At 62.9% G+C, this 22,398-nt stretch carries 13 protein-coding genes and 1 tRNA gene; 6 read left to right on the top strand and 8 right to left on the bottom strand.

All coding sequences use genetic code 11. The features are described 5' to 3' along the window. Positions 1–47 precede the first annotated feature (47 nt). Genes ACYQ6J_RS05860 through ACYQ6J_RS05850 form a run of 3 tightly spaced genes read right to left on the bottom strand, consistent with a single transcriptional unit; the run spans position 48 to position 7,755 of the window. Positions 48–1,190, bottom strand: a complete 1,143-nt coding sequence (locus ACYQ6J_RS05860) for a PD-(D/E)XK nuclease family protein (protein ID WP_460183263.1) — start codon at positions 1,188–1,190, stop codon at positions 48–50. Positions 1,191–1,213: 23 nt separating this feature from the next. Beyond that, positions 1,214–6,784 carry a DEAD/DEAH box helicase gene (locus ACYQ6J_RS05855; RefSeq protein WP_460183262.1) on the bottom strand — a complete coding sequence of 1,857 codons (5,571 nt, stop codon included), beginning with the start codon at positions 6,782–6,784 and terminating at the stop codon, positions 1,214–1,216. Further along, positions 6,781–7,755 (bottom strand): hypothetical protein, encoded by a 975-nt coding sequence (locus ACYQ6J_RS05850; RefSeq protein ID WP_460183261.1) that lies wholly within the window; start codon positions 7,753–7,755, stop codon positions 6,781–6,783. Before ACYQ6J_RS05850 ends, ACYQ6J_RS05855 begins: the two co-directional genes overlap by 4 nt. Positions 7,756–9,668: 1,913 nt before the next feature. On the opposite strand from ACYQ6J_RS05850, the gene ACYQ6J_RS05845 reads away from it, so the two are divergent. Further along, positions 9,669–11,045: an IS701 family transposase gene (locus ACYQ6J_RS05845; RefSeq protein ID WP_460183260.1), complete on the top strand. Its 1,377-nt coding sequence runs from the start codon at positions 9,669–9,671 to the stop codon at positions 11,043–11,045. Positions 11,046–11,055: 10 nt separating this feature from the next. On the opposite strand, the gene ACYQ6J_RS05840 is transcribed toward ACYQ6J_RS05845, so the two are convergent. From ACYQ6J_RS05840 to ACYQ6J_RS05830, 3 genes are all read right to left on the bottom strand, one after another. Next, positions 11,056–11,601: a hypothetical protein gene (locus tag ACYQ6J_RS05840; protein WP_460183259.1), complete on the bottom strand. Its 546-nt coding sequence runs from the start codon at positions 11,599–11,601 to the stop codon at positions 11,056–11,058. A 603-nt stretch (positions 11,602–12,204) separates the two neighbouring features. Beyond that, a tRNA-Arg gene (locus tag ACYQ6J_RS05835) sits at positions 12,205–12,278 on the bottom strand. A 221-nt stretch (positions 12,279–12,499) separates the two neighbouring features. After that, positions 12,500–13,855 carry a YdjY domain-containing protein gene (locus tag ACYQ6J_RS05830; protein ID WP_460183258.1) on the bottom strand — a complete coding sequence of 452 codons (1,356 nt, stop codon included), beginning with the start codon at positions 13,853–13,855 and terminating at the stop codon, positions 12,500–12,502. Positions 13,856–13,987: 132 nt separating this feature from the next. On the opposite strand from ACYQ6J_RS05830, the gene ACYQ6J_RS05825 reads away from it, so the two are divergent. Beyond that, positions 13,988–14,830, top strand: coding sequence for a hypothetical protein (locus ACYQ6J_RS05825; protein WP_460183257.1), 843 nt, complete (start codon positions 13,988–13,990; stop codon positions 14,828–14,830). 90 nt (positions 14,831–14,920) lie between these two features. Here ACYQ6J_RS05825 and ACYQ6J_RS05820 read toward each other — a convergent pair whose 3' ends face one another. Then, a complete protein-coding gene (locus ACYQ6J_RS05820) occupies positions 14,921–15,751 on the bottom strand; it encodes a glycoside hydrolase family 16 protein (protein WP_460183256.1) in 831 nt (276 codons plus the stop codon). A 272-nt stretch (positions 15,752–16,023) separates the two neighbouring features. On the opposite strand from ACYQ6J_RS05820, the gene ACYQ6J_RS05815 reads away from it, so the two are divergent. Beyond that, complete coding sequence (locus tag ACYQ6J_RS05815) at positions 16,024–17,523, top strand: DUF4832 domain-containing protein (RefSeq protein ID WP_460183255.1); 1,500 nt, start codon at positions 16,024–16,026, stop codon at positions 17,521–17,523. A 424-nt stretch (positions 17,524–17,947) separates the two neighbouring features. Then, a complete protein-coding gene (locus ACYQ6J_RS05810; RefSeq protein WP_460183254.1) occupies positions 17,948–19,981 on the top strand; it encodes a HAMP domain-containing methyl-accepting chemotaxis protein in 2,034 nt (677 codons plus the stop codon). A 735-nt stretch (positions 19,982–20,716) separates the two neighbouring features. Here the strand turns inward: ACYQ6J_RS05810 and ACYQ6J_RS05805 are convergent. Then, positions 20,717–20,842, bottom strand: coding sequence for a hypothetical protein (locus tag ACYQ6J_RS05805; RefSeq protein WP_460183253.1), 126 nt, complete (start codon positions 20,840–20,842; stop codon positions 20,717–20,719). A 201-nt stretch (positions 20,843–21,043) separates the two neighbouring features. Here ACYQ6J_RS05805 and ACYQ6J_RS05800 point away from each other — a divergent pair, with 201 nt between their 5' ends. After that, a complete protein-coding gene (locus tag ACYQ6J_RS05800) occupies positions 21,044–21,466 on the top strand; it encodes a secondary thiamine-phosphate synthase enzyme YjbQ (protein ID WP_460183252.1) in 423 nt (140 codons plus the stop codon). 58 nt (positions 21,467–21,524) lie between these two features. Continuing rightward, entirely contained in the window at positions 21,525–22,391 is an 867-nt protein-coding gene (locus ACYQ6J_RS05795; protein ID WP_460183251.1) for an alpha/beta hydrolase, read from the top strand. Positions 22,392–22,398: the final 7 nt, after the last annotated feature.

Below are 22,398 nucleotides of genomic sequence, written 5' to 3'. Positions count from 1 at the left end.
CTCGTGGGGCTAGCTTGGCTGTGGTCGCACAGACCAAGGTTCCCTGCCTAAGCTCCGGCCTTGATCTCAGGAAGGTTTCTTTCAAGGCCTATCATGGTTCGTTTCGTAGCCACAAGGCTGCGGTCGGATCGCTGAAACAATCCTGTGGCGCGCACTCGGTCTGCCGCCTTCACCTCCAGCACGTCCGGATGCATCAGGCCATCGAGTGGAAACAACGATATTCTCTGGTTAGCGGGGACAGTTCCCTGGTCGACGAGCACCGAGAGCGATAAGGCCAAGCCATTGTGAATCCACGATGCCTGCTCTTCCGCTACACCGGCAAGTGCGCCTGCAAGAAGGTCGCCGGCCCATTCCGGCCGTACATGATTCCAGAACGCCGGGCAGTAGAGTTGGAACGGGCACCAGCGGCAGGTTGCCGCTGAAGGCGAGGCAAGATCGGCCGGGTCGTGGCCGCGAGCGATGGCGGCGTTGTATTCCCCCAGCAATCGGAGCGCATCTGCCGCTTCCTTTTCACAAGCGCCCGGCTCAAGATCAACCTCCACCAGAGAGCCGATCATCGGGAGAAGCACACCTCTTCGCGGCCACCACCCGAGCGTTTCTCGAACTAGAAACCCGTATATGCGAAGCTGCCGCACGTAAGAGCCTTTGACCTGTTCTTGGTCCCCTTCTGCGAAGATCTCCCCGGACTTGAAGTCGACGATTTCGCCAGGGCGCACCATATCGGGGCGCCCCACGATTCGCCCATCCGCCCCTGAAAACGTCTTCTCACGAAGGATGTCGCCCGGCAGTGCACAGCGGGCCTTTTCCGCTCTCTGGCTCGCTTCCCTCTCCGCAAGTTCCTTGGCCCGAACGAAAGCCATCGCAGCCACCACGTGATACCCAGGCCACGATTCCGGCGGGCCGAAGCGTCTGTCCAAACGGTGGACACGGGCCCTGCTATACTCACGCTGGATAGCCAGGTCCCACAGCGCCGGAGCCCGGACCTCGAGGTTGCCAGAGGCATCTGAACCGGCTGCTTCCAAGACGGCGTGGTAGGCCGTTCCAAGCCAGGCTTTTGGATTTCCTAAGACATACTGGTCGGCGTTCTCCGCACGGGACAACCCCGCGCGCAATTTGCACAGACGAAGCGCCTCCACAAGCGTCGGGCTGACAGCCTCGATTGGTCTCAGTCGAAGCGCTTCTGGAGCCATGGCCACCGCTCTTGAACCTGGAATCAGAATGGCCTTCTCAAAACCTCGAACAGCGACTTGAACCGTACTTGGTTTCCTCCCGCTATAGCCTGCGCATAGGCCGCAGCAAGTTGCGGCCCCAGGTAGATGGGATCTCGCTCCCACAAGGGATGAGTAATGATCTCGACGACATTTCCGCGGCGGCCCGCCTGAAGGCCGCCTATCGTGATCTGCTGCCAGCCGGGCATGGCTGCGTAGTAGGGACCGGCGACCGCTGCGTCGAGCCCCTGCCAGTAAGGGACCGAGAAGTCAATTGGGGCTGCGGGATCGAGGGCAAGCCGAACGATATCCAGACCCAGGCGCCAGTCAAGGATCGGGTGGTAGGGCAGGTTGCTGAAGTCGCGCAGGCAGTCGGGGCACGACGTCCTGCATGCATTCGCGCCCGGCCCAGCGTGTTGAGCACTTACGAGAAACCCGTAGAAGGTGGGCGGTAGGGGCGGCTGTCCCAATACATATCGGAGGAGGCGCTCTGTCTCCTGCGGCTGCCCCAGAAGGGACGCATAACCTGCGCCGTTCTCGAGGCTGTCCGAGATGAAGATCTGGCCAATGATGCTTCCAGCCGCATTGCGAACCACCCGGAGGCCAACCTTGATTTCCCATTCATGCACATCGAGGTAGTCCGCAGCCGCCCGCCGAAGGAGGAAACCGGCTGAGAACAACGCTGCTCGCACTTCAAGCCCTCCCGGGCCGGCGGGCGATGTTCGCAAGCCGACCGGCCAATTTGCTATACCCAAAACCATTACATCGGTCACTTTTACCGAGGCGAGAGCGCGGTCGTCGGCGCCGGCTGCCATATCGATAGGAGGATTATTGATGCCGCTGGCGTCGAGAGCAGCACGGGTAACCCAGGTCTCCCCCTGTGAAAGCTTCTCAAATCTAAACAGCCGGCCATCGTTGTCGTTCAGAACGTAGACCGTCTCCTGGTCGGCCCGCACTTCGAAGTTCGCCCTGGATTGGGCACGCGAGAGCGTAATCCCCATCTTCGGGCGCGAGGCGCGCGGGGTCCATTCGAAAACACCATCGAAGTCCCGGCTGCTCCCGTACCAAGTCCGGAAGCCTGCGGGCTGCGCCAGGCGGACCACTCGATAACCAGGGCTCTGCGATTGAGTTGCGCCGCACACTACACATGAAGGCGGGGGCGGCTGGGAGTCATCTACTGCTTGGCAACTCGCGCAAAGGCCTACTTCAATGGCGGGGCCGAGTGGCCCCGGTTCCTCCACCACGTTGTTCCCCTGAGGGCAGTAGTTCACCACGCCAATGGCGGTGTGTATGAGCCCGTCCTTGACAGTTTCAGAGCCCGGCGCGAACTGGCTAATCGCAATGTCTAGCTCGCGATCAACAACATCATCTGGCGGCCAGGGATAGGCGCGGCGCGGCCGCTCGTGAAACAGGAACCTGATGCGGGTGGGAAACCCGAACATCGGCAGGGTTCCCGCATTGGCGAGCCGCTCGCTTAGAGCCGATTGCGTGTAACGGGGATCGGCCGACACAGCCGTAACAGCGGGCACGAGGTCATTGATGCAGTACTGGATCAAGGATGGCCGCTGTGCCCGGAGGACGGGATCTGCGTAGGCGAGCAACACGTCAGAAATCCTAGCGACCTCCATGGCGTTGCGCTGAATCCAGTCTTGGACCAGTTCAGCTACGGTGGCACCCGGAGGAACACCGGGGGGAAGCTGCGCCGGCGCCTGAGTCCAGCCAGATGCGCTGCCGAACTCACCATGAACGCTTTCACTTCCGCCGGCGCCGAATAAGTTTAGCGCAGCAAAGGCTTGCCGCAAAACCTCCTTTGCAAGAACTCTATTGATGATGTTCTCCCGCCGCATGTCCACGTAGGGCTGGGGAGGCGGGTCGGAAGTGATCCTCTGTGGCCGCTGGAAGTAATAGTCATCATGGCTTCGCCCGCGGCACATTGTCAGGGCGACCGACATGCCAGATCCGCGGCGCCCTGCCCGGCCGACCCGCTGCTGGTAGTTGAAGCGCATCGGGGGCATGTTCGCCATCATGACGGCAAGCAGAGACCCGATATCAACGCCGGCTTCCATCGTGGTCGTTACACTCAGGAGGTCAACCGGGTCGGCGAGAGGGTTTTCCCTCGGGGCGGGCAGGCAGATCCCCTGGAACAAGCGCTGCCTCCTTCTGGCATCCTCCTTGTTGGTCTGCCCGGTCAGCTCTTCGCAATTGAGCCGAAATAGGTCGCCCGCTTGGGTTGCCAGGTAGCTGTAGTAGTCCGGCGAGAGCTGAGCGCTAGCGGTCGGCTGGGGCGGGCCCAGTGGAGACCAGCAGTCAGTACACACGCCCCCGGAGCGGTGCAGGTGAATCCTGCGGCATTGCGGGCACTCGTAGAAAAAGGGGCCCGCGGGCTGAAGGCACAGCGAGGCTACCTCCAGATAGTAATGCGCTGTGTTCAGGCAGCCGGTAGCCGACATGTGGTTGATGACGTGTTGAATAAAGGCATTCGGTGGCATGCCGTTTTGCTGGGCAATTGCCGTGAGATATCCAGCCACATAACCCGGGACCGAGTTCTGCGATGAGCACGGATGGGTGGACAACCGCTTCCGGGACCCAAGCAAGCGGATCGTCCCGTCAACTCCTTCTTGGACAAGGTTCGAAGCGGCAGGAATCGAGATTCTATCCGTAGTCGGGAGGGCAAGAAGCAGCGATTCGATGCTCCGCCTACCCGATGCGAAGAGGATGTCCATCAGCTCGGCGGCCGAGCGGTCCTGGATTCGTTGCAAATGATCGCGCTGAGGTTGGGTAAGCTGCCCTTGTGCCTTAGCTGCCGGCTGGCCGTTTGGGGGCCAGTTGTAGAGGTCGCGCCAACTACCTGCGAGGTTTTGCGGGTCAGTCCACAGGCAGTCTTTTCCGTAACCCGCGGGATTCATGCCTTCCGCCAGCAACCGCGCCGCGGCATCCGCGGCCATTCGGGTGACGCGGAACGGTCCGCTCGCCGCACGCTGCAATATCTGCTGGGCCGCCTGTTGATTCGTCACCGCCGGATTAGCTCCTGAAGGCAGTCCTGCGGTCGCCGGATTGGCGGCCAACGCGATGGTGGTTGCGTCCTGCGGGTGCTCCACCTGAAACGCCGCCGCCGCCCGTTGCTGATCGGGTGCCAGCGCCTGCCCGCGGTACTGCGCGTCAAATGCTTGAGGTCCGGTGGCCTGCTGCTGCATCGCGGACATAAGCGCTTGCCGCAACGCATCCCGGTAATGGGAGAATCTCATCCCTGCGGAGAGTTTTGCCGCGTCCTGCCGACTGTCTGAGAATACGACTAGCTTTCGCTCGGTGGAAAGAGGCGGCTGGGAAAGGTCGCGGAGAAGCCCATCCGAAAGTACCTGGGCGATCTTTTGGAAGCCAGTGCGCTGGGTGCGAATTGGGGAACGCACCATGGTCCGGCCCGACCAATCCGCGTCGCACCGCGGGCACCGCGCGGGATAAGGCTCGCGCCCGGCTCCGGCAGGCGGCGGATTTGTCCCATGAATGGAGGGTACGTAGTACAGGAAGCCGGCTACACCCCCTTGAGCCCCTCCCAGCCCCACGCGGCCATCGAGCGGATCGAGATTCGCGGCACGCCAAGTTCGCTGAATCCCGTCTTGGGTCCAAGCAGCCGATGCCGGTGCCAAGCCGCCAGTAGCAGGCCAGAACACAGCGTATCGGTCGTAATCACGATCAAATGATGCCAGATCTGGGGCAGCCTCCAGGTTAGGATGATCAGGACTTAGATACCACTCATTCGGATTACCAGTCTCCCGGCGGTAGCCACCCAAGAAGATTTCGCCGCAGGCCTCGCAGTAAAGGAGTTCGAGAACCCTGGCGCCGCACGGGCAGGTTAGCGTCGGCAAATAATGAATTGCCCCTGCAGGGCAGGGAGATGAACGGGGGGCCGCCTGGCTGCAATTCGGATCTGTGCAGATCCAGAGGCCCTGCAGGTTCCGAAACATAAGATGTACGCGCAGGGGCAGGGGAGCGACCCCCGCACTGTTCCAGGCGTGGCAGAGGGCTGTAAGGAATCCGTCCGCCGCGAGCTGAGCCTGCTGGGCCGAGACACCGGGGAATAACGCCTGAGATAGCTCGGCCGGGGTGCGAGGAATGATCTGCTGGCCGGCTGTGCAAGCTAGCCGTAATGCATCCGGCGCTTGGACATGGAGAAGCGCCGAATTGAGAATCTCCTCCGCTGGCGCGATGCTGGCCCCCACTGGTGCGCCCACGGCCGCACTCAGCGAAGTAGCCGCCTGCGGCACGCAAGCCGCACCGCCGCTATTCACGGCCTGCGCAAACTGCGCGAAAGCACCAGCATGGGAAGCCAGCACGGCTTGGGCTCCCGGACTTGGCGGGACAACGTAGGCAGGCCCGCCAATCACCTGGAACCTGGTGCGGCTCCTTGCGAAAAACTGCTCCAGGTATTGGAGGCCCTGCGGGCCGCTTTCAAGAGAGGCGCTAGATGATATGATGCGAAGCTGGGCGGAGTCTGGCGCGAGCCCGATGCGATCTAGGAGTACGCGGAGCAGGTACGCCACCTCCGTGCCCGGTGTACCCCGGTAAGTATGGAGTTCGTCCACGATCAGGTAGAAGATGCGATCGGGCGATCCTGCCAGCCACCGCCTTGTCTGCTCGAAGATGGGGGTCTCGATGGCTCGCATCAGCATGATGTTAAGCATCGAGTAATTGGTAATGAGGATATCTGGCGGCGAGTCTTGCATGTCCCACCGGGACCACATTTCCGCGCCATCCATCTTCTGGAAGTAGCGTTCAGCTGCGCTGTCGGCGACGGCCTGGGCGTCCTGGTGGATACTCCGCAGTTCGTTCCGGAGGCGGGCCGTATTTGAAGATGTGCGATCCCCGGATACCGGGGTCCTGCCGGTGTACCTGCCGAAGTAAATCAGATTTCCTTGGCGGTTTGCCTGAAGCCAAGCGCGCGCTCCGGGGCTATCGAGAGCCTCGCGGAGCCTCGCGAGTTGGTCCTCCACAAGCGCGTTCAGGGGATAGAGGATTAGCGCCCGGATCGCGGCGGGCCGCGTTTCATGCCCGCGCTGCGCGATCCTCGGGGCCCACCGGCGGCTTGTGCCTTGCATCGTGAAGTGGTTCCACCAGTCCCACTGTACCGGTCTCTGGCCGGGGGCAGGCCAAGTAGCTGACTCTCGCACTATCGACGCGACGGCTGGCAGCAGGAAACACTCTGTCTTTCCGGAGCCAGTCCCAGTCGTCACCACGGCGTCGCGGCCGTTGACCACCACCTGCTCAAAAACGTCGCGCTGATGCTGATAAAGAACCCAATCGGGGGGGAATAGGCCCTGCGAAATGAAGCTCGCCGCGTCCGCCACTTCCTTAGGTTGCCAGATCCCTGCAAGGAGCGACTGGGCCGCCTGGCTGAACGACTGCCCGGAACTCTGGTACGCTGGGACAGGTTCAATGAGCGGATAGCGATAGATCCTCCCATCCTGGTCAAGGAGCTGGCGCCGCTCGGCAGTGAGATCCGGGTATCTGAGATCGAAGGGACTGTCCAGATAGCGGAGGTACATGTCCCTCAAGTTTTCGAACAGCCGAAGCGGATTCATCGGAACTGAATCTCCTGGCGAAGAAGGCCTGCGGCAAGCTGGGCGATGCCGAGCGGCACTTCCGTGTACTCAAGGCGGCGAGAGCCTTCGTCGAAGCGCGGAAGAAGCCCGGAACTTAGCACGAGCGCCCTTTCAATTAGAACCGGTGGCCTGCAAATGGCCGGAAGCGAAAGCACAGCCCTCTCGCGGTTGTACCACACGACCTTCCGAACCCGCTCGTGCCGGAGAATGGCATACTTTCCCACCTGAACAGGCACGCCGAATGTCCTTCCGCGCCAGCGGAGAAAATGAAACCGCTGGTACTTCATCCGAAATCGATATAGGCCCGCTTGGCACTGGGCTATATCCCTGGGCTCCAGATCGCGATTCTCTTTCGCGTGGCGAGTCGTCCATCGCAACCCGGAAGAAACGAACCTCTCGACGACCCAGCCCGGTCCGCCGGGCGGGTCAGCCGGGAACCGGCTTCTTGGGTCATCGACCGGTGGAATTGCTGAAAGCAGCCCAACGGGAGCTTGAATCACGGCGCTCACGCCGAGCATCTTCGCTGCGTCCCGCACCGCTTCAACATCTGGTCCGCATAGCCGTATGCAGTGGGGCATACCTGCGATCTCCTGAGTGTCCCAGTCCACGCCCTTCAGCCGGCTAATCCTGTCGATCAAAGCAGGAAAACGGGCACCACACAAGACCCCCCGGGGGCGCCCACCATGATCGCTGATGGCAAGCGAAGGCGGTACGACTCGCCATTCTGGGCTTGCAGTAGAAGAGGCGAACTCGACGTGCGCCAGCCTTTGAAGGTTCAGGCGAACACACTGGTAGAGAGGGAGATCGTTGGCTGTGATGTCTCCTGCGTTCTCTGCGTCCGCGCCACCGTTTTCCGGCTCGACATGGAACTGCTCCACAGCGGCGCGAAACTGCGGCCATGACCCCCGGCCGCGCGCGGACATCCAGATCAGGAGATCGTCAAGGCTCACTTGCGGCTTCTCCAGATTCGGCGGGCAAGGCGCTTGTATTCAAGCCACAAAGCCCTCACAGATTCGCTGTCAGGTTGCGTCCTCATTCCTTTCCGGCTGGCGTCCAGGATTAGGCGGCACCAGTCCTCGACGGAAACATCGTGATGCGCAGCGGTTGCTCTTGGGTTTTGATGCCTTGTTGTTTCAGGGGGGCGCGGCTCTCCAACCAGAAGAACGCGCGCGAGCTGCTTGTCCGAACGCAAGGGATCGCGCGGCAATGCCCACACAGGGCAGAACGGCGGAGACGCAATGGATAGGGCCCCGCGCACGCCCGATACGGCTTCTGCCACCACAATCTGCCCCGGGGCCCGGCCCAGAATTACGGAGTTTGATTCTGGAACACAAAGGGAGGAACAACTTTCAGGCCCGTCTGACACCCACCGTACCATTGGCCCGCATATGCCGATACGTCCCTTTGAGCCGCTGCTCACGGGGAAAGCATATGCATCCCACCAATCCCAGGCGCCGGCGAAGGGAACAACCGAATAGGTTCTGCTAATGCCCGAACACCACACGGTGTGCGAGCCGGTGGAATCCCACCCCGGGGCTCGGTAGCTCCCGTCGTCTCCGCACACGGCCACCTGTCCATCGATGCGAACCTCCGCAGGATGTTCCGGATCACCGTACACGCGGATGCATGGCGGATAGCCTTCAAGCCAGTTCGCGTATTCGACACGGATTCCGCCCTCTAAGCTGATTTCGATCCGAGGAAGAGGCCTGAGCGCATTGAATATATCCGCCTCACCCACCGGCGTAACCGGCTTTCTCGGAACCACGCCCCGAAAGACAACCCACCCCGGTGGGGCTCCTAGCGAATCATCGAATATACTGGCGGGTGCCGCACCCGTGTCCTCGATCGCTTGCTCGACGCGGCTCCTGATCTCTGCGCTGCATAGCACGGCGTGCTCACGGCCCAACTCCAAACAAGCCTGCGAGACGAATCCGCTGATGTCCGATCGAGCTGCCAGCACGTACAGCTTGCGGCCGCTGAGTGACCAACTGCACCGCTCAACCGTCCCTTTCTGCGTCCATACCGTACCGTCCCGCAGAATGCCTGAAACGTCGTCTGGGACGATGTCCTGATACCACTCATCCTGCATCGCCGAAAGCTCCAGTTCGCCGGATTGAGCGGCGACGGTAATCTCCTCGGGAAGGCCCTGGCATCGCTTTGCGATGAGGGAAATCGTGCAGAACCCACCACGATCAAACCGGAGGCGGACTTCGAGGGGAAGAGAGCGATCGCGCGGGGCAGGCTTCCCGCTGCCCGAGCACGGTGCCCGGCGCTTGCTGTCTTGGGGCTCCGGCGCACTTCGGCCGAGCCCCTGGTACGTGCGAGGTCTCCTATTCTTACCGGTTTTCTCCTTTTCCCGAGAGGGCCGATCGGCAGTGGGGAGGACCGTTTCCTGCTCCCGGTAACCGCTATTCTGCTCGGGTTCGTCCGCCACCGCTGCGGACGGCTCAGGGGGCTGCCTTCTGATCACGGCTCCCGCCAATTGGCCGTTGGCGACATCAAGCTTCCGAACGATGGGCCTAGCGATTTCTGGAACATAATGGCGGTTTGCCACAATAGACAGAGTCGGTAGTCTGTCGGCCTTCACTGTGGGATGTTGCGGACGAGGAAGCTGCGCCGGCATGACGAGCGGCGCTGGTACCCCGCCGATCGAGTGCCGGCGCGCTTCTGGAGCACGCACTGGGCGAAGGAACCGGGCCACTCTTGTCCGAAGGCGGCTTACACAACACATCGTTCACAGTTTCCTAGTTCTACAGCATCACTTTGCTATTGGAGATTTCGGGGTTGTTGAGGCATATAGGAGGAGTGGTTGATCGGGCTGGCCAGTTCGACGGTTCATGGAAGTCTTCAGGAGGACTTGGTCATGGATACGGTCGAACTGCGCGCTGCGGCGGCACGGTTGGTGAAGTTGCACGGGCGTTTCGCCCCTTGGTTTGGACGACGCGAGGCCCGAGAGCATTCCTTGGGATATCTCCGCGGCCTGCTTTTGGCGGATGGCCGCAAGAGCGTGGAGCCGATGGCCCTGTGCTTTGGCGGGCCGTCGGAGGAGCAAGCCCGGATCGCGCCAAGCGTCGCGTTGGCTTGGCAGCGGTTCCTGACGGTCTCTCCTTGGGAGGCCCAGGCGGTGCAGCAAGAAATCCAGTCGGTGTTTAACGAGGAGTTCGTGCCCACGGCGCGGCAGTGGCCGATCGGCACGGTGGGCGTGATGGACGGCTCGGGCTTCGTCAAGCGCGGGACTGAGAGCGTCGGCGTCGCCCGTCAATGGTGCGGACGATTGGGGAAGCAAGAGAACTGTCAGGTCGGCGTGTTTCTCTTGGGCGTGACTCCGGCGGGGACGGCGCTGTTGGATCACCAGCTCTACCTGCCCCCGACGTGGGCCGCGGACGCCGACCGGCGGAAGAAGGCGCGCGTTCCTCTGGAGATCACCTTCCAGACGAAGCCGCAGATCGCCGCGGCGATGGTGGCCCGGAGTTCCGTGCATTTCGACTGGATCACGGCCGACGAGGAGTTTGGGCGGGATGGCGCGTTCCTCGACGCCCTCGAAAACGCTGGGCCAGGCCGCCCCCAGCGTTATCTGGTCGAAGTGCCCGCGAACACGACCGTCTGGGCGGAGGAACCGATGCGCAAGACGCCGGACGAACTGGTCTGGCCCGTGAGCCAACTGGCCCAGACGTTTGCGCAGAAGGCGTGGCGTGTGATTGAGCTCCGCGACGGGGCCAAGGGGCCGCTGGTGTTCGAGTTCGCCCGGCTGCGGGTCTGGTCGGTGCGGCATCGCCACGCCGGTCCCCATCTCTGGCTCTTGATCCGTCGCTCGTTGGACGCGAAGCCCGAGGTGAAGTACTACCTCTCCAATGCCGAAGCGGACGTTCCCCTGGAGACGATGGCCCTGGTCACCGGCTCCCGGTGGCGCGTCGAGGAGTTCCTGGAAGATGCCAAAGGGCAATTGGGGATGGCGGACTATGAGGCCCGTTCGTGGACGAGCTGGCACCATCACATGAGCCTGGTGGCGCTGGCCCATCTCTACGTCGTGCAGACGCGGCGTGATCTCGGGCGTAAGGTCCCTGACCTGACGATCGACATGGCGATGCGTCTGCTTCGGGCCGCTTTGCCGCGTCCGCAGTTGAGCTTGGACGAAGCCGGCGATCTGGTCGACTACTACCGGGCCCGCAACGACCAGGCGACCGAGTCGCACCGGAAAACGTGGCTCGCAAGACATCCAAACGTGGCTCCAAAGAAGTGACGCTGTAGAACTAGGAGGCCAGCTCCGCCTTGGCCTTTCGCAATCGCTCAAAAGGCTCTAAGGGGTCCCACGCCAACTTTTCCAAAAGACCCTTGGCCACTTCGTAAGCTTGCTGTTCCGCAGCAGTGACACGGTATCGGCGGCCTCCAGCCTCGATTTCCTGGCCACCACCCTTCTCAGAACTTGCCGGCTCAGCAGCCTGAAGTAGCACGAGTTGGACACCGGATTCAGCCGAGGGGTTTAGGCGAAACAGGTCCGGCTCGTCCACGAAGACGCAAACCGGCCGCTGCCGAACTTCCTTCAGCAGCGAGCCCACTGCCTTCTCCAACACGACCCGCACCAGGCTGCTGCCATAGAGGGCCCGAGTCAGAGAGTCCGGGTCGACTGGGGCCGTTGTGAGGAACTCGATCGGCCTTCCATCCTCGTCCACAGATAGGTAGGCCGCTCCCCCAACCGCGGTCTTCTTGCTGCTGTGCCATGAACAGATGTAACCAAGCGGCAAACCGGCGGGGCGGTGCCCAGCGGGGGGGCCATCGTTTCGCGTTTCTGGCGCCATGGGTCTGTAAGCCTCCGGAAAAAGAGGCCGTAACGGGAATTGCTCTTGCGTCATTATGCAACAGCGACCGAGCCTCCTCCAGCGGGGCCGGTACTTGGACATCCGCTATCGCCGCTTCGTCACCGAGCCTACGCGCCCGCCTGCACATCTGAAGCTCCGCGTTGCTCCGACAGGCGGTCGGATGGAACGGCCGCCTCAACCAGGCCGTAGACCGACAGGTGCGAGACCTGCGCCGCCACACGGCAGGGTTCGTTTCGAACCCCGAACCCAACCTCGTTTTTTCACCCAAAGGGGGTTGTCAAACGGAGGGTTCGACAGTCCGAGGGCGATTTCTTCGGGGCGACCCGCTGGTAGGGTTACCTTACGGTGCTTCCCGCGGTGCTCACTTTTGGGCCCGAGGTGCGCGCCAGGGTGCTATACTGCTTGCCGCCTTTTGCATCGGTTGGCACCGATTTGCACGGAAAGGGCAGGCCAGACGTCGGCAAGCATCGGTTTCCGCGACCGGCGGAAGTGGCGACGGGGGCAAGAGTTGCGGCCAGAAGGCAAGTCGCCACAAGCGGTTAGGGCTTGCGGCGATTGAAGTTGCGGCAAGCGGCGATCCAACGCGCCCGGAGGGACTCGAACCCCCAACCCTCGGTTCCGAAGACCGATGCTCTATCCAATTGAGCTACGGGCGCAACTGCCCCTGCCCGCTTGCCGATTCGACGGTACGAACCCGGCCAAGAACCCAGCCGCGCGGCCCGCTCGGAACATGCCGAGACGGGCGTCGAGACAGGTTCCGCCCCGCCCGGTCCGCCGCGAATCGCCGGTATCCTCACAACCGCCTATTCTAAGTCCGTTTCGGTGCCGCCGGAAGTGCCCCGTGAAAGGCCCGCCAATCCAGGCCACCGCCGCCGCGTCACTTGGGTGACTCGGCCGACGTCGGCGCCTCGATCGAGGGCTCGCCAGGCTGATTGTCGCCGAATTCCGCGGGCATCGTCGAACCGGCGGGCTTCGGCGTAAGGATCAGCGTCACCTCCGTCCCTAGCGGCGGAATATGCTCCGTGAAGGCCTCGAACATGAGTGCGTCGTTGCTGTCGCTGCTACGAATGGGCAAATCGAGGACCGCGCTGGGGAAGTTCGAAACGCAAATCAACTCTCCCGTGGCGTCCGCGTAGTAGTACTCCTTGTCCGAACCCTCTTCCTCCTTCAACATTTGGCTGCCGGTAAAAATCCAGGGGTATTCCAGAGCGCGACCGGTCTGAACGTTGCGAACCCACTCCTGGGCGCGAGACTCTTGCAGGTCGCCTTTTTCATCCTTCCAAATCAGGCGGATATCCACCTCGGGGCCTTCTGCGGGGACATACTCGGGGTAGAACTGCACGGGTCGGCCCGGTTCCGCGCCCGCCGCCAACAAACCGGCATGCACCAAACTGGGCGGCACCGCGATGGAGAGGATCGACTCGTGTTCCTTGGTGTTGCGAACGCAGGCGAACAGTTCCAGGGAACATTGCCGCTGGCACACTCGGCCGATCAGGATCACGGCCCGTTTCTCGGCATCCACCCAAATCGGCCGCTCCGGATGCAGGCGGGTCAATGCGGTCGCGTTCTCAACCAGCGGCGGTCCCTGCTCGACGGGCGTCTCGGTCGGGCTTGGTTCGCTGGGTTGCGCCGCCTCTCGGATGTACAGCGTCCGCGAGGCCGCCTCGATCAGCGTGTCTTCCCGATAGAGGGCGGCCTTGACATACCAGATGCCCGGCTTGGTGGCCCAATACTCGCTTTCGTACGAGCGCAAACCGCTCGGCGGCAATGCCCCCAACGGAACGCGGGATCGTCCTTCGCCGATGGTGTCCGTCAGGCCGAATTGAATCTCGCATCGCAACTCCAGATCGGAAATCGCGACCTCATCCTTGTTTTCGACCACCGTGCGAAAGGTCACGGTATCGCCCTGTTTCCACTCGCTCTCGCCCAGTATGCTGAGGGAAAGGACCTCTTGGAGGTGTGCCGTGTTCGATTCGTGGGAGGCCGCCTTCGTCGCGTCGCGACCGTCGGCGGGCGTCTCCGCGGCGACCGAAGGCTCCGCCGGCACGGGCGAGGCCGGTTCGGGCGGCGGCGACGGACGGCATCCCCACAGCACAAAGCCCAGTGCCAGCCACGCACCCGCGGCAAGGCGATGCGGCGGCATGCCGCGGTGAGAGATGCCCCGACCCTTTCCAGGCATCCAACCGCGACGGCGACCAGAGGGACGAGAGGACGGATTGGCGGCGAAATGCACCCGACGACCTCCTGATTCGGATGACCCACGTCGTAAAGAATGGCGAACAAGCCTCATTATAGGACGCGCGGCGAAGGGCCGAAACACCGCGTCGGGAACCGTTCCTGCGAAACGCAATGAGGATCGACGATCATGCTGCGAACCAGCGATCCGGCGGCATCCGACAGGCAACCGCCCCGCAATGCCCGCGGCGCCCTCGGCCCCAAGCCGATCGTGGAGTGCCGGGAGCGGGAAATGCAGGTCCGCTGGGGATCGCCCGAACCGTGGTTGCGGGGACCGTGGCTCACCACCGTCATTCGCAACGAGGCGACCCTTGCGCCTCGCAGCGATTGGGAACAGGTGTGCCGTTATCGCGACGCCCGAATTGAACATTGGGAGTACGAACTGAAGCTATCCCACGGAGTGCGGCTTCAGAGGCAAGTCACGTACCTCACTCGAGACGGCGTCCTCTTTGCGGCCGATGCCGTCTTGAGTGCGCGCCGAGCCGAATGGTTGGTGGAAACCGCTTGCGAGATCGGCCCGGCGGTCGTGCGAACCGACGGCATGCCTTCCGTCGCCCCAGCGGCGGAAGGTGCCGCAGCAGCGTGGTTCCTGCCCCTCATACCTCCGGAGAACGCCTCCGCCGGCGACGGCACGCCGTCGATACACAGCGGCATGACCGTCGGGCGCGGCCGGAGCCGAGGGCGGGCCTGCTTCCTCCCCTTCGTGCTGATCCTCCCGCGCGACGATGTTGAGCGGCGGTCGCCGCCGTTCCGGCGGAGTCTTACGGTCACCGAGCGTGGGCGGGTCGTCGCAGCGGACGCCGCCGTCGCCTATCGCGTGCAACTCGGATCGCGGCAATGGGTCTTCTATCGCTCCCTGGCCGCCCCGGCAAATCGGGCTTTCTTGGGCTGCAACTTCGCGGGCGAGTCGCTGGTGGGCACCTTCGGCAAAAAGGGCGTGACCGCCTTGTTGGAAGTCCAAATGGAAGGATGACATCACGCGGCCCGCTCAACCGGCGAAAACACCGGCGACCGCACGTTGAGTCCATCTACTTCGATGGTTCGCCGTACTTCGCCCGGACTTCTACTCATCGACCAAGTCGTACACGCGGACATAGTCGATAAGCCATTCCTCGGGCAGTTGCGCCTTGCGAGTGTCACCCGCCCATTCGCCGATCTCGACCGTCAGTTTCAGATAGAGCGGCACTTGACAAACGCCGCCCGCCGAGGATCGCCACGTCTCCTTGCCATCCACGTCGAAGATATACTCATCCGGTTTCCACCACAGGCCGTAGGTGTGGAATCCCTCCAGAATCTCAGGCCGGGAGAAGACCGTACCGGCGTGCCTGTGGTCCTTGCCGTAACCGTCCCAGTGCAGATTCGAGGTCAGTCGCCCGTCGCGGTAGGGCATTTCCATGATGTCGATCTCGGTGCCGTCGCGACCTTCGTCGCCGACTCGCCCCACGCCGGATCCGAACATCCAGAAGGCGGCCCAGTGGCCCGGTTGTTGGGGGTGCGTGCAGCGACAAACGAAATAGCCGAAGTTCTTGGCGTATTTGTCGCGGGTGGCGATCGCCCCGGACGTGAACCGCTCGCCGTCTTTCTTGGTGCGAATCACCAAATGACCCTTGCCGTCGAGGTAGGAATCTTCGCGGACCCAAAAGCCGTCGCGTCGAGCCCAATCCCCGTAGATCGTCCACTTGGACTCGTCGATCTTGTCGCCGTCGAATTCATCGTGCCACACCAGGACCCACTTTTTGCCGACCGGCGGAGGCGGCAACGGATCGGCGGGCGAAAGGCGCGCGATGTCCGACGCTGCCTCTTCGGCGACCGTCGTGGATGCGAACCCCAGCGTCAAGCCGACGACGCCCACCATCAGCATACTTCCGACAATCTCTCCCGTTCGTGCAGTCATGCGAGCATTCTCCCCGCGGTTCGATTCGTCAAATATTCAAGCCGATTCGAGGTGCATACCTCACCGAAAGCACGGCACGACAATTCGTCGAGGCGTCACCGCCCCGACCGCGCAGCGACGATGGCGCACGCCATTGTAACATCCCGTCCCGCCGTTGGCAGCAAGGTTTGCGGTCGGGCGCAACCTGCCGTAAGATAGGGGCGTTTTCGGCGGGCGACCGATTCGGCACGCTTGCGAACTTACCTTGTGAATTCTTGCGAGAGGAGCGGACGATGCGCAGTCGTAACGCTTGGGTGTCGATGGCGTTGGCGCTGTCGGCGGCGGTGTCGGTCGGGCTACTGAGGGCGGAAGAAGCCTCTCGCAACGAAGCCGACGCGGCGCCGCAGGTCGTGGTGCGTTTTCAGGACAACGGGGCGGCCCTGTGCAATCCCGGCATGGGCTGGGTCCTGCATTACTACGACAACGTGCCCGCCAATTACGGTTCCCGACTGTTGCCGTCCGATACCGTGGACGACTTTCCCGGCCTCACGGTGGTTTACCTGCGCATTCCCTGGTCGTACCTGGAACCGGAAGAAGGCCGTTTCTGCTGGTCCGTGCTCGACACACCCGCCCAACGATGGATCGCCAAGGGAAAGCGGATCGCCCTCCGCATCTCGTGCAGCGAGTCGTGGACCCGTTACGCCACGCCGGAGTGGGTGGAAAAGGCGGGGGCGAAAGGCTTCAATTTCCGCCCGGGCGCGGGCGTTTCGGACGACGGTCCCTATTGGGAACCGGATTACAACGATCCCGTCTTCCTGGAAAAGCTCGAGCACTTCCTCGCCGCCTTGGCCGACCGCTACGACGGCAATCCCGACGTGGCCTGGATCGACGTCGGTTCCTTCGGCGTGTGGGGAGAGGGACACACCTTCGCCTCCACGCGCATCCGGTACTCGGCCGACACCGTGATTCGACACATCGACCTGCACCGCAAACATTTCCCCCGCACGCTCCTGGCGGCCAACGACGACTACGTGATGACGGAGGACGGCGAAAAGGCGATCGCGTACGCGCGGGAGGCGGGCCTCACGCTGAGGGACGACAGCATCATGGTGCAACCGCGGCCGAATTCGTACTTTCACGCCGCCATGGCGCAAGACTTTTGGCCCCGCCTCCCCGTCATCCTGGAGAGCGAGCACTACGGCCCGTCGGAGAATCGCGCGGCCTGGGGCGACGGGTCGATGTACGTCCGCGCCATGTTCGAGTACCACGCCTCGTATGCCTCGATCCACTGGTGGCCGCGGGAATTCCTCGAGGAATGCCGCCCCCTCATCGACCGCATGAACCGCCGCCTGGGCTACCGCATTTTGCCGCTGGAAGTGTCGTATCCGGCCAGCCACTCGCGTCAGGCTCCCCTGACGCTGACATCCTCGTGGTGCAACGTCGGCGTGGCCCCCTGCTACGGCGGCGGGCATGTCGCCCTCACGCTCAAGGACTCGCAAGGCGGGATCGTCGCCGTCTGCGTGGATCAGCAGGCCGATGTCCGCGAATTGCCGGTTCGGGAAGTGGAATTGAAAGGCCCGACCGCCGAGGAGCCGGTCGATGAAAACCTGCCGCCCCCGCCCGCCGTCACATGGAAGTCCGCGTTCTGCCTGCCCTTCCAATTGCAGCCCGGCGAATATCAGGTGTATGTATCGATCGGCGACAAGACCGGGTCGCCGGTCGTAGCTTTGCCCATCGACGGCGATGACGGTGCGCGGCGTTACCGCGTCGGAATGATCACGATCGTGGAATGACGGCGGCGCCACCACCGGCTCACGCCGGTGGCTCTAGTTTTTCACGATCGAAACCAGTGCCACCGCCGGCTTTCGCCGGCGGCTCTAGTGGGCGTTGCTCTAGAGTTGTGCATCGCTCTCCATTCTTTCGAGGAGCCGCTAGCGCAAATGGAGCCTCCAGCGTGAGCTGGAGGTGCCTCGCGTGAGCTAGCGGTGGATTTACGCGGCAGAATGAGACACATTATCAATACAACCGCGCTGGATTCCCGTCCCCGGGACCCAGGCGCAGCGATTTTTTTCTTCGCCCCGCCGCACCACGCCCCATTCCGCAACCTAAGTTTTCTCAGTCGCGGACTCAGGATGCGTCCGGGAGATACCGTGAACCGCGGGCCACGAAGGCTCCCCTCCGGTTCCTTCCACACGACGGCGGTTTGGAGGCGTTCGTATGAAGTTGTCGCATCTGAGTATCAAGGCGAAGTTGTTGGGCGGGTTCGGATTGGTGGCCCTGATCACCGCCGCGGTCGGCGGCGTCGGCTACTACGGCCTGACGTCCGCCGGAAACGGCGTGGAGCAATTGGCCAACGTAGCCATTCCCAGCGTGCGAACGACGCAGGCCATGAAATGGGAATTCACCGAAGTCATGCGGATCCAGCGGACGCTGCTCAATCTCGACCTGGACCTGGAGAGTCGCCAACGGCAATACACCCAATTGGACGCGGCACGGGAAATCTTCGCGGCCGCCCGCAAGGAATACGAACCGCTGCGACAACTGGACGAGGAAGCCAAAATCTGGCAGGAATTCGTCGCCGACTACGACGCCACGGTCCAGGCCAACAACGCCGTCTTCGACATGTCCAAGCAGTTCGACGAGATATTGGCCAAAACCGCCCCGGACGCCTCGGGCAAACGCGAAAACTTCGCCCGCAATATGTACGCCTGCCATTACCTGAAAACCCAATTGGGCGTGGACTTTCGCGACCTTTGGGTGGCGGCCAAGAACGCCGTGCTGCGCGGAAACGACCCCGAGGCCTTCAAAAAGGCCCGCGAACAGTTGACCGCCGCGCGGACCGCCTTCAAGGCCGATGCGGCGAAACTCCGGGAGCTACTGCCCCGCATCGGGGTCGGCACGGAAGCGTTGGATGAGCTGGTCAAACAGGTCGAGACCATGGGCGACGCCTACGAGAAGGCCTTCGCCGAGATCGACGCCTCCGACCCCGAGTTCGCGGAGAAGGTCGATGCCCGCGTGGCGGGGATGGGGCAGGCCTGCAACGCCCAATACCTCAAGCTGGAGGATGCCGTCCATCAACAGGTGGATCGGATCCAGTCTCTTCAGAAGGACATGCTGCGTCAGGCCATGGACGTATGCCGCGTGAAGATGGACGTCCAGACGGAGCGGCTGACCAAGATCGTGGACCTTTGGAACGCCGAATCGAAGCGGATGGGCGAACAGAACATCGCCATGGCGATTTTTGCCAAGAACCTCGGGATCGGCGCCAGCGTGGTGGGTGTGGTGCTGTCCATGATCCTGGGTATGTTCCTCGCCCAGAGCATCATTCGGCCCGTGCAGAAGACCGTGGCGCTGCTGAAGGACGTCTCGGAGGGCGAGGGCGACTTGACCAAGCGGTTGGAGGTGGCCTCGCACGACGAGATCGGCGAACTGGCCCGATACTTCAACATCTTCTGCGACAAATTGGAAGAGATCATCCGTGAGGTTTCAGCCAGCGCTGAGCAGTTCACGGAGGGTTCGCGTGTGGTGTCGGAGGCCTCGCAGAGCCTGGCCTCGGGCGCCCAGGAGCAGAGCGCCAGCGTGCAGCAGGTGTCGGCCTCGATGCAGGAATTGGCGAGGGTGGTGGAACAGGTCAAGGCGGCGGCGGAGGAGGCCAACCGCTTGGCCCGGGAAGCCGCTCAGTTGGCGGACGGCGGCGGCCAGGCGGTCAACAAGTCGATCGAGGCCATGCAGCTCATTCGCGGCAGTTCGCAGCAGATCGCGGAGATCATCCAGGTCATTTCCGAGATTGCCGGCCAGACCAATCTGTTGGCCCTGAACGCGGCGATCGAGGCCGCCCGGGCGGGCGAGCATGGGATGGGCTTCGCCGTCGTCGCGGATGAGGTCCGCAAGTTGGCCGAGCGGTCCAATCAGGCGGCGGGCGAGATCACCAAGCTGATCCGCGAATCCACCGCCCGCGTGGAGGAAGGCGCGGAGTTGAGCCAGCAGACGGGCGAGGCCTTCCAGAAGATCGTGGAGGGCATCCAGACCACGGCGGGCAAGATTTCCGAGATCGCCTCGGCCACGGTGCAGCAGGCGGGCACGGCGGAGGAGGTCTCCAAGGCGATCCAGAACATCAGCCAAGTGGTGGAGCAGGCGGCGGCGGGCAGCGAGGAGTTGGCCTCCAGCAGCGAGGAGTTGGGCGCCCAATCGACCGCCCTCCGCGACCTGGTCGGCCGGTTCAAGGTCCGCCAGACCGTGTCCACGGGCTGAGGTCGCCCCGCCCCGGCGGTACCACCGCCGGCGCCGCGCGTACCATCACCGGCGCCGCGCGTACCGCCACCACCAGCTTACGCTGGTGGCTCTCGGGTTGTCTTGTTTGCTTTGCTTGGAGCCGCCGGCGTGAGCCGGCGGTGTCTTTTAGGCGCCTCCATCGCTTTGAGGCGCCTCGGGCGTAAGCCCGAGGTGTCCTCGGCGCGACGCGAGATTCACCATCACCACGACCACCACCGCCGGCTTACGCTGGTGGCTCTAAATTTTCACGATCCAAACCAGCGCCACCGCCGGCTTACGCTGGTGGCTCTCGGGTTGTCTTGTTTGCTTTGCTTGGAGCCGCCGGCGTGAGCCGGCGGTGTCTTTTAGGCGCCTCCATCGCTTTGAGGCGCCTCGGGCGTAAGCCCGAGGTGTCCTCGGCGCGACGCGAGATTCACCATCACCACGACTACCACCACCAGCTTACGCTGGTGGCTCTAAATTTTCACGATCCAAACCAGCGCCACCGCCGGTTTACGCGTTACCCACGAACAGAAATGTCCCCAGATCCTCACGGATAGAAATGTCCCTTGCTACGGGTTCAAGGAACTGCCGAATCGGGCGGCGGAGCGAGTTCTCGGCGGAGTTGCCCGATTTGCCCACCATTTCGCCTGCGGGGCCGACGGACCTCGCCGGACGGTTCGCCGGAGGCCAAAACGCCCGCCACAGTTGCCGTGCCGCCACTCAAAACGGATATTACGCCCACGAACGCTTGGCCTGCCGGTAGCTCATTCCCAAGATCTCCCTCGCTTTCACGAGCGTGATATCTTCCGCCTTCACTCGGCCGAAAACCTCCGACCGCGCCCGCTCTTCCACACTCATTCGCAATGTCTCCATACAGCAGGGCTCATAGGGACATTTCTATTCACAAAGCAAGGGCTCATTTCCATTCACGCATGACACATTCACACACTCCCGTACTTGCGTGTCCGGCGCGTTGTCTTTACCCTGCGAGTAGCGTCGCGGATCGGCGGTGCGGTGTTTTCACCGGCCACTCGGGCAGCCATTTCAGGATATCCTCTCATGAAATCCCACACGGAATACCTCACCTTCAACGTCCCTCAGCGGATGGACTTCATCAACATCACGCGGCAGGTCCAAGCCGCCGTGGAGAAGAGCGGAATCCGCGAGGGCCTCTGCCTCGTCAACGCCATGCATATCACGGCCAGCCTCTTCATCAACGACGATGAACCGGGCCTGCACCAGGACTACAAGCGGTGGCTGGAGAAACTCGCCCCCTTCGATCCCTCGCCGCAAGCTTATCAGCACAACCGCACGGGCGAAGACAACGGCGACGCGCATCATAAGCGGCAAATCATGGGTCGCGAGGTGGTCGTGGCGGTCACGAACGGACGACTCGATTTCGGCCCGTGGGAGCAGATCTTCTACGGCGAATTCGACGGGCGGCGTCCCAAGCGGGTCCTGATCAAAATTATCGGCGAATGACGGCGGTCGCGTCCTTTTCGATTCTCGTACCAAGGTCCAAGCCGCAACCTATCCCGCCATGCCCGAATCGACCTGCACTTTCACCGCCCGAGACGGCATCACCCTTTTTTCGCGCCGCTGGGAACCGGAAGGCCCGATCCGCGGCGAGATTTTCGGACTACACGGGCTTTTGGAGCACTGCGGGCGATACGCGGACTTCGCCCGACACCTGAATGCCGCCGGATACGCCTTGCAAATGATCGACCACCGCGGGCACGGTCGCTCCGAGGGGCCTCGGCTCTACATCGACCGGATCGAGACGCTGGTGGACGATTTCGACGGCGTACTCCGTCAATGGCGAGAACGGCGAGGGCGCGACCCGGACTTCCTCTTCGGTCACAGCATGGGGGCGGGCGTGCTGATCCTCCATGCGGCAACGCGGCGAGCGACGGTACGCGGCGCCGTCTTGAGCGGTCCCCCCATCCGCATCGCCGCCCGAGTCCTGCCGCCGCTCCGCCACCTGGCCGTTCTGCTCAGCTTCCTGTGGCCTCGCTTTCGCCTGGCGCGGCTGCGCACCGCCGAACGCCTGGGCGCCCACGCCGTGTCTCGCAATCCGGACGTGATTCAAGCCCTGCGTGACGACCCGCTGGTCTTTCGCGGACGATTTCCCGTTCGCACGGCGGTGGAGATTCTCGACCTGCCGGGCAAGTTGATGGAAGCGGCGGCGAAGTTCGACCTGCCTTATCTCTTTCTGCAAGGCGGGGCCGACAAGCTCTCCGCCGCCTCCGGGGCACGGGACTTCCACGAACGCTCCCCCTCTCCCGACAAGACGCTCCGCATTTACCCCGGTCTGTACCACGAGGTCCTCAGCGAACCGGAGAAAGACGTCGTGCTGCGGGAAGTGGTGGAGTGGCTGAACGCGCGAAACACATCGCCAACCCCCTAACTCTCCG

This window comes from Thermopirellula anaerolimosa, from assembly GCF_054657335.1.
The sequence above is the reverse complement of the archived record's forward strand: the minus strand, read 5'-3'. Positions and strand labels throughout refer to the sequence as shown.

Excerpts from the sequence above, each read along its gene's own strand:
- ACYQ6J_RS05810 (WP_460183254.1), top strand. The coding sequence starts at position 17,948 with ATGAAGTTGTCGCATCTGAGTATCAAGGCGAAGTTGTTGGGCGGGTTC.
- ACYQ6J_RS05820 (WP_460183256.1), bottom strand. The coding sequence starts at position 15,751 with ATGACTGCACGAACGGGAGAGATTGTCGGAAGTATGCTGATGGTGGGC.
- ACYQ6J_RS05860 (WP_460183263.1), bottom strand. The coding sequence starts at position 1,190 with ATGGCTCCAGAAGCGCTTCGACTGAGACCAATCGAGGCTGTCAGCCCG.
- ACYQ6J_RS05815 (WP_460183255.1), top strand. The coding sequence starts at position 16,024 with ATGCGCAGTCGTAACGCTTGGGTGTCGATGGCGTTGGCGCTGTCGGCG.
- ACYQ6J_RS05800 (WP_460183252.1), top strand. The coding sequence starts at position 21,044 with ATGAAATCCCACACGGAATACCTCACCTTCAACGTCCCTCAGCGGATG.
- ACYQ6J_RS05795 (WP_460183251.1), top strand. The coding sequence starts at position 21,525 with ATGCCCGAATCGACCTGCACTTTCACCGCCCGAGACGGCATCACCCTT.
- ACYQ6J_RS05845 (WP_460183260.1), top strand. The coding sequence starts at position 9,669 with ATGGATACGGTCGAACTGCGCGCTGCGGCGGCACGGTTGGTGAAGTTG.
- ACYQ6J_RS05805 (WP_460183253.1), bottom strand. The coding sequence starts at position 20,842 with ATGAGTGTGGAAGAGCGGGCGCGGTCGGAGGTTTTCGGCCGAGTGAAG.
- ACYQ6J_RS05855 (WP_460183262.1), bottom strand. The coding sequence starts at position 6,784 with ATGAATCCGCTTCGGCTGTTCGAAAACTTGAGGGACATGTACCTCCGC.
- ACYQ6J_RS05840 (WP_460183259.1), bottom strand. The coding sequence starts at position 11,601 with ATGGCGCCAGAAACGCGAAACGATGGCCCCCCCGCTGGGCACCGCCCC.
- ACYQ6J_RS05825 (WP_460183257.1), top strand. The coding sequence starts at position 13,988 with ATGCTGCGAACCAGCGATCCGGCGGCATCCGACAGGCAACCGCCCCGC.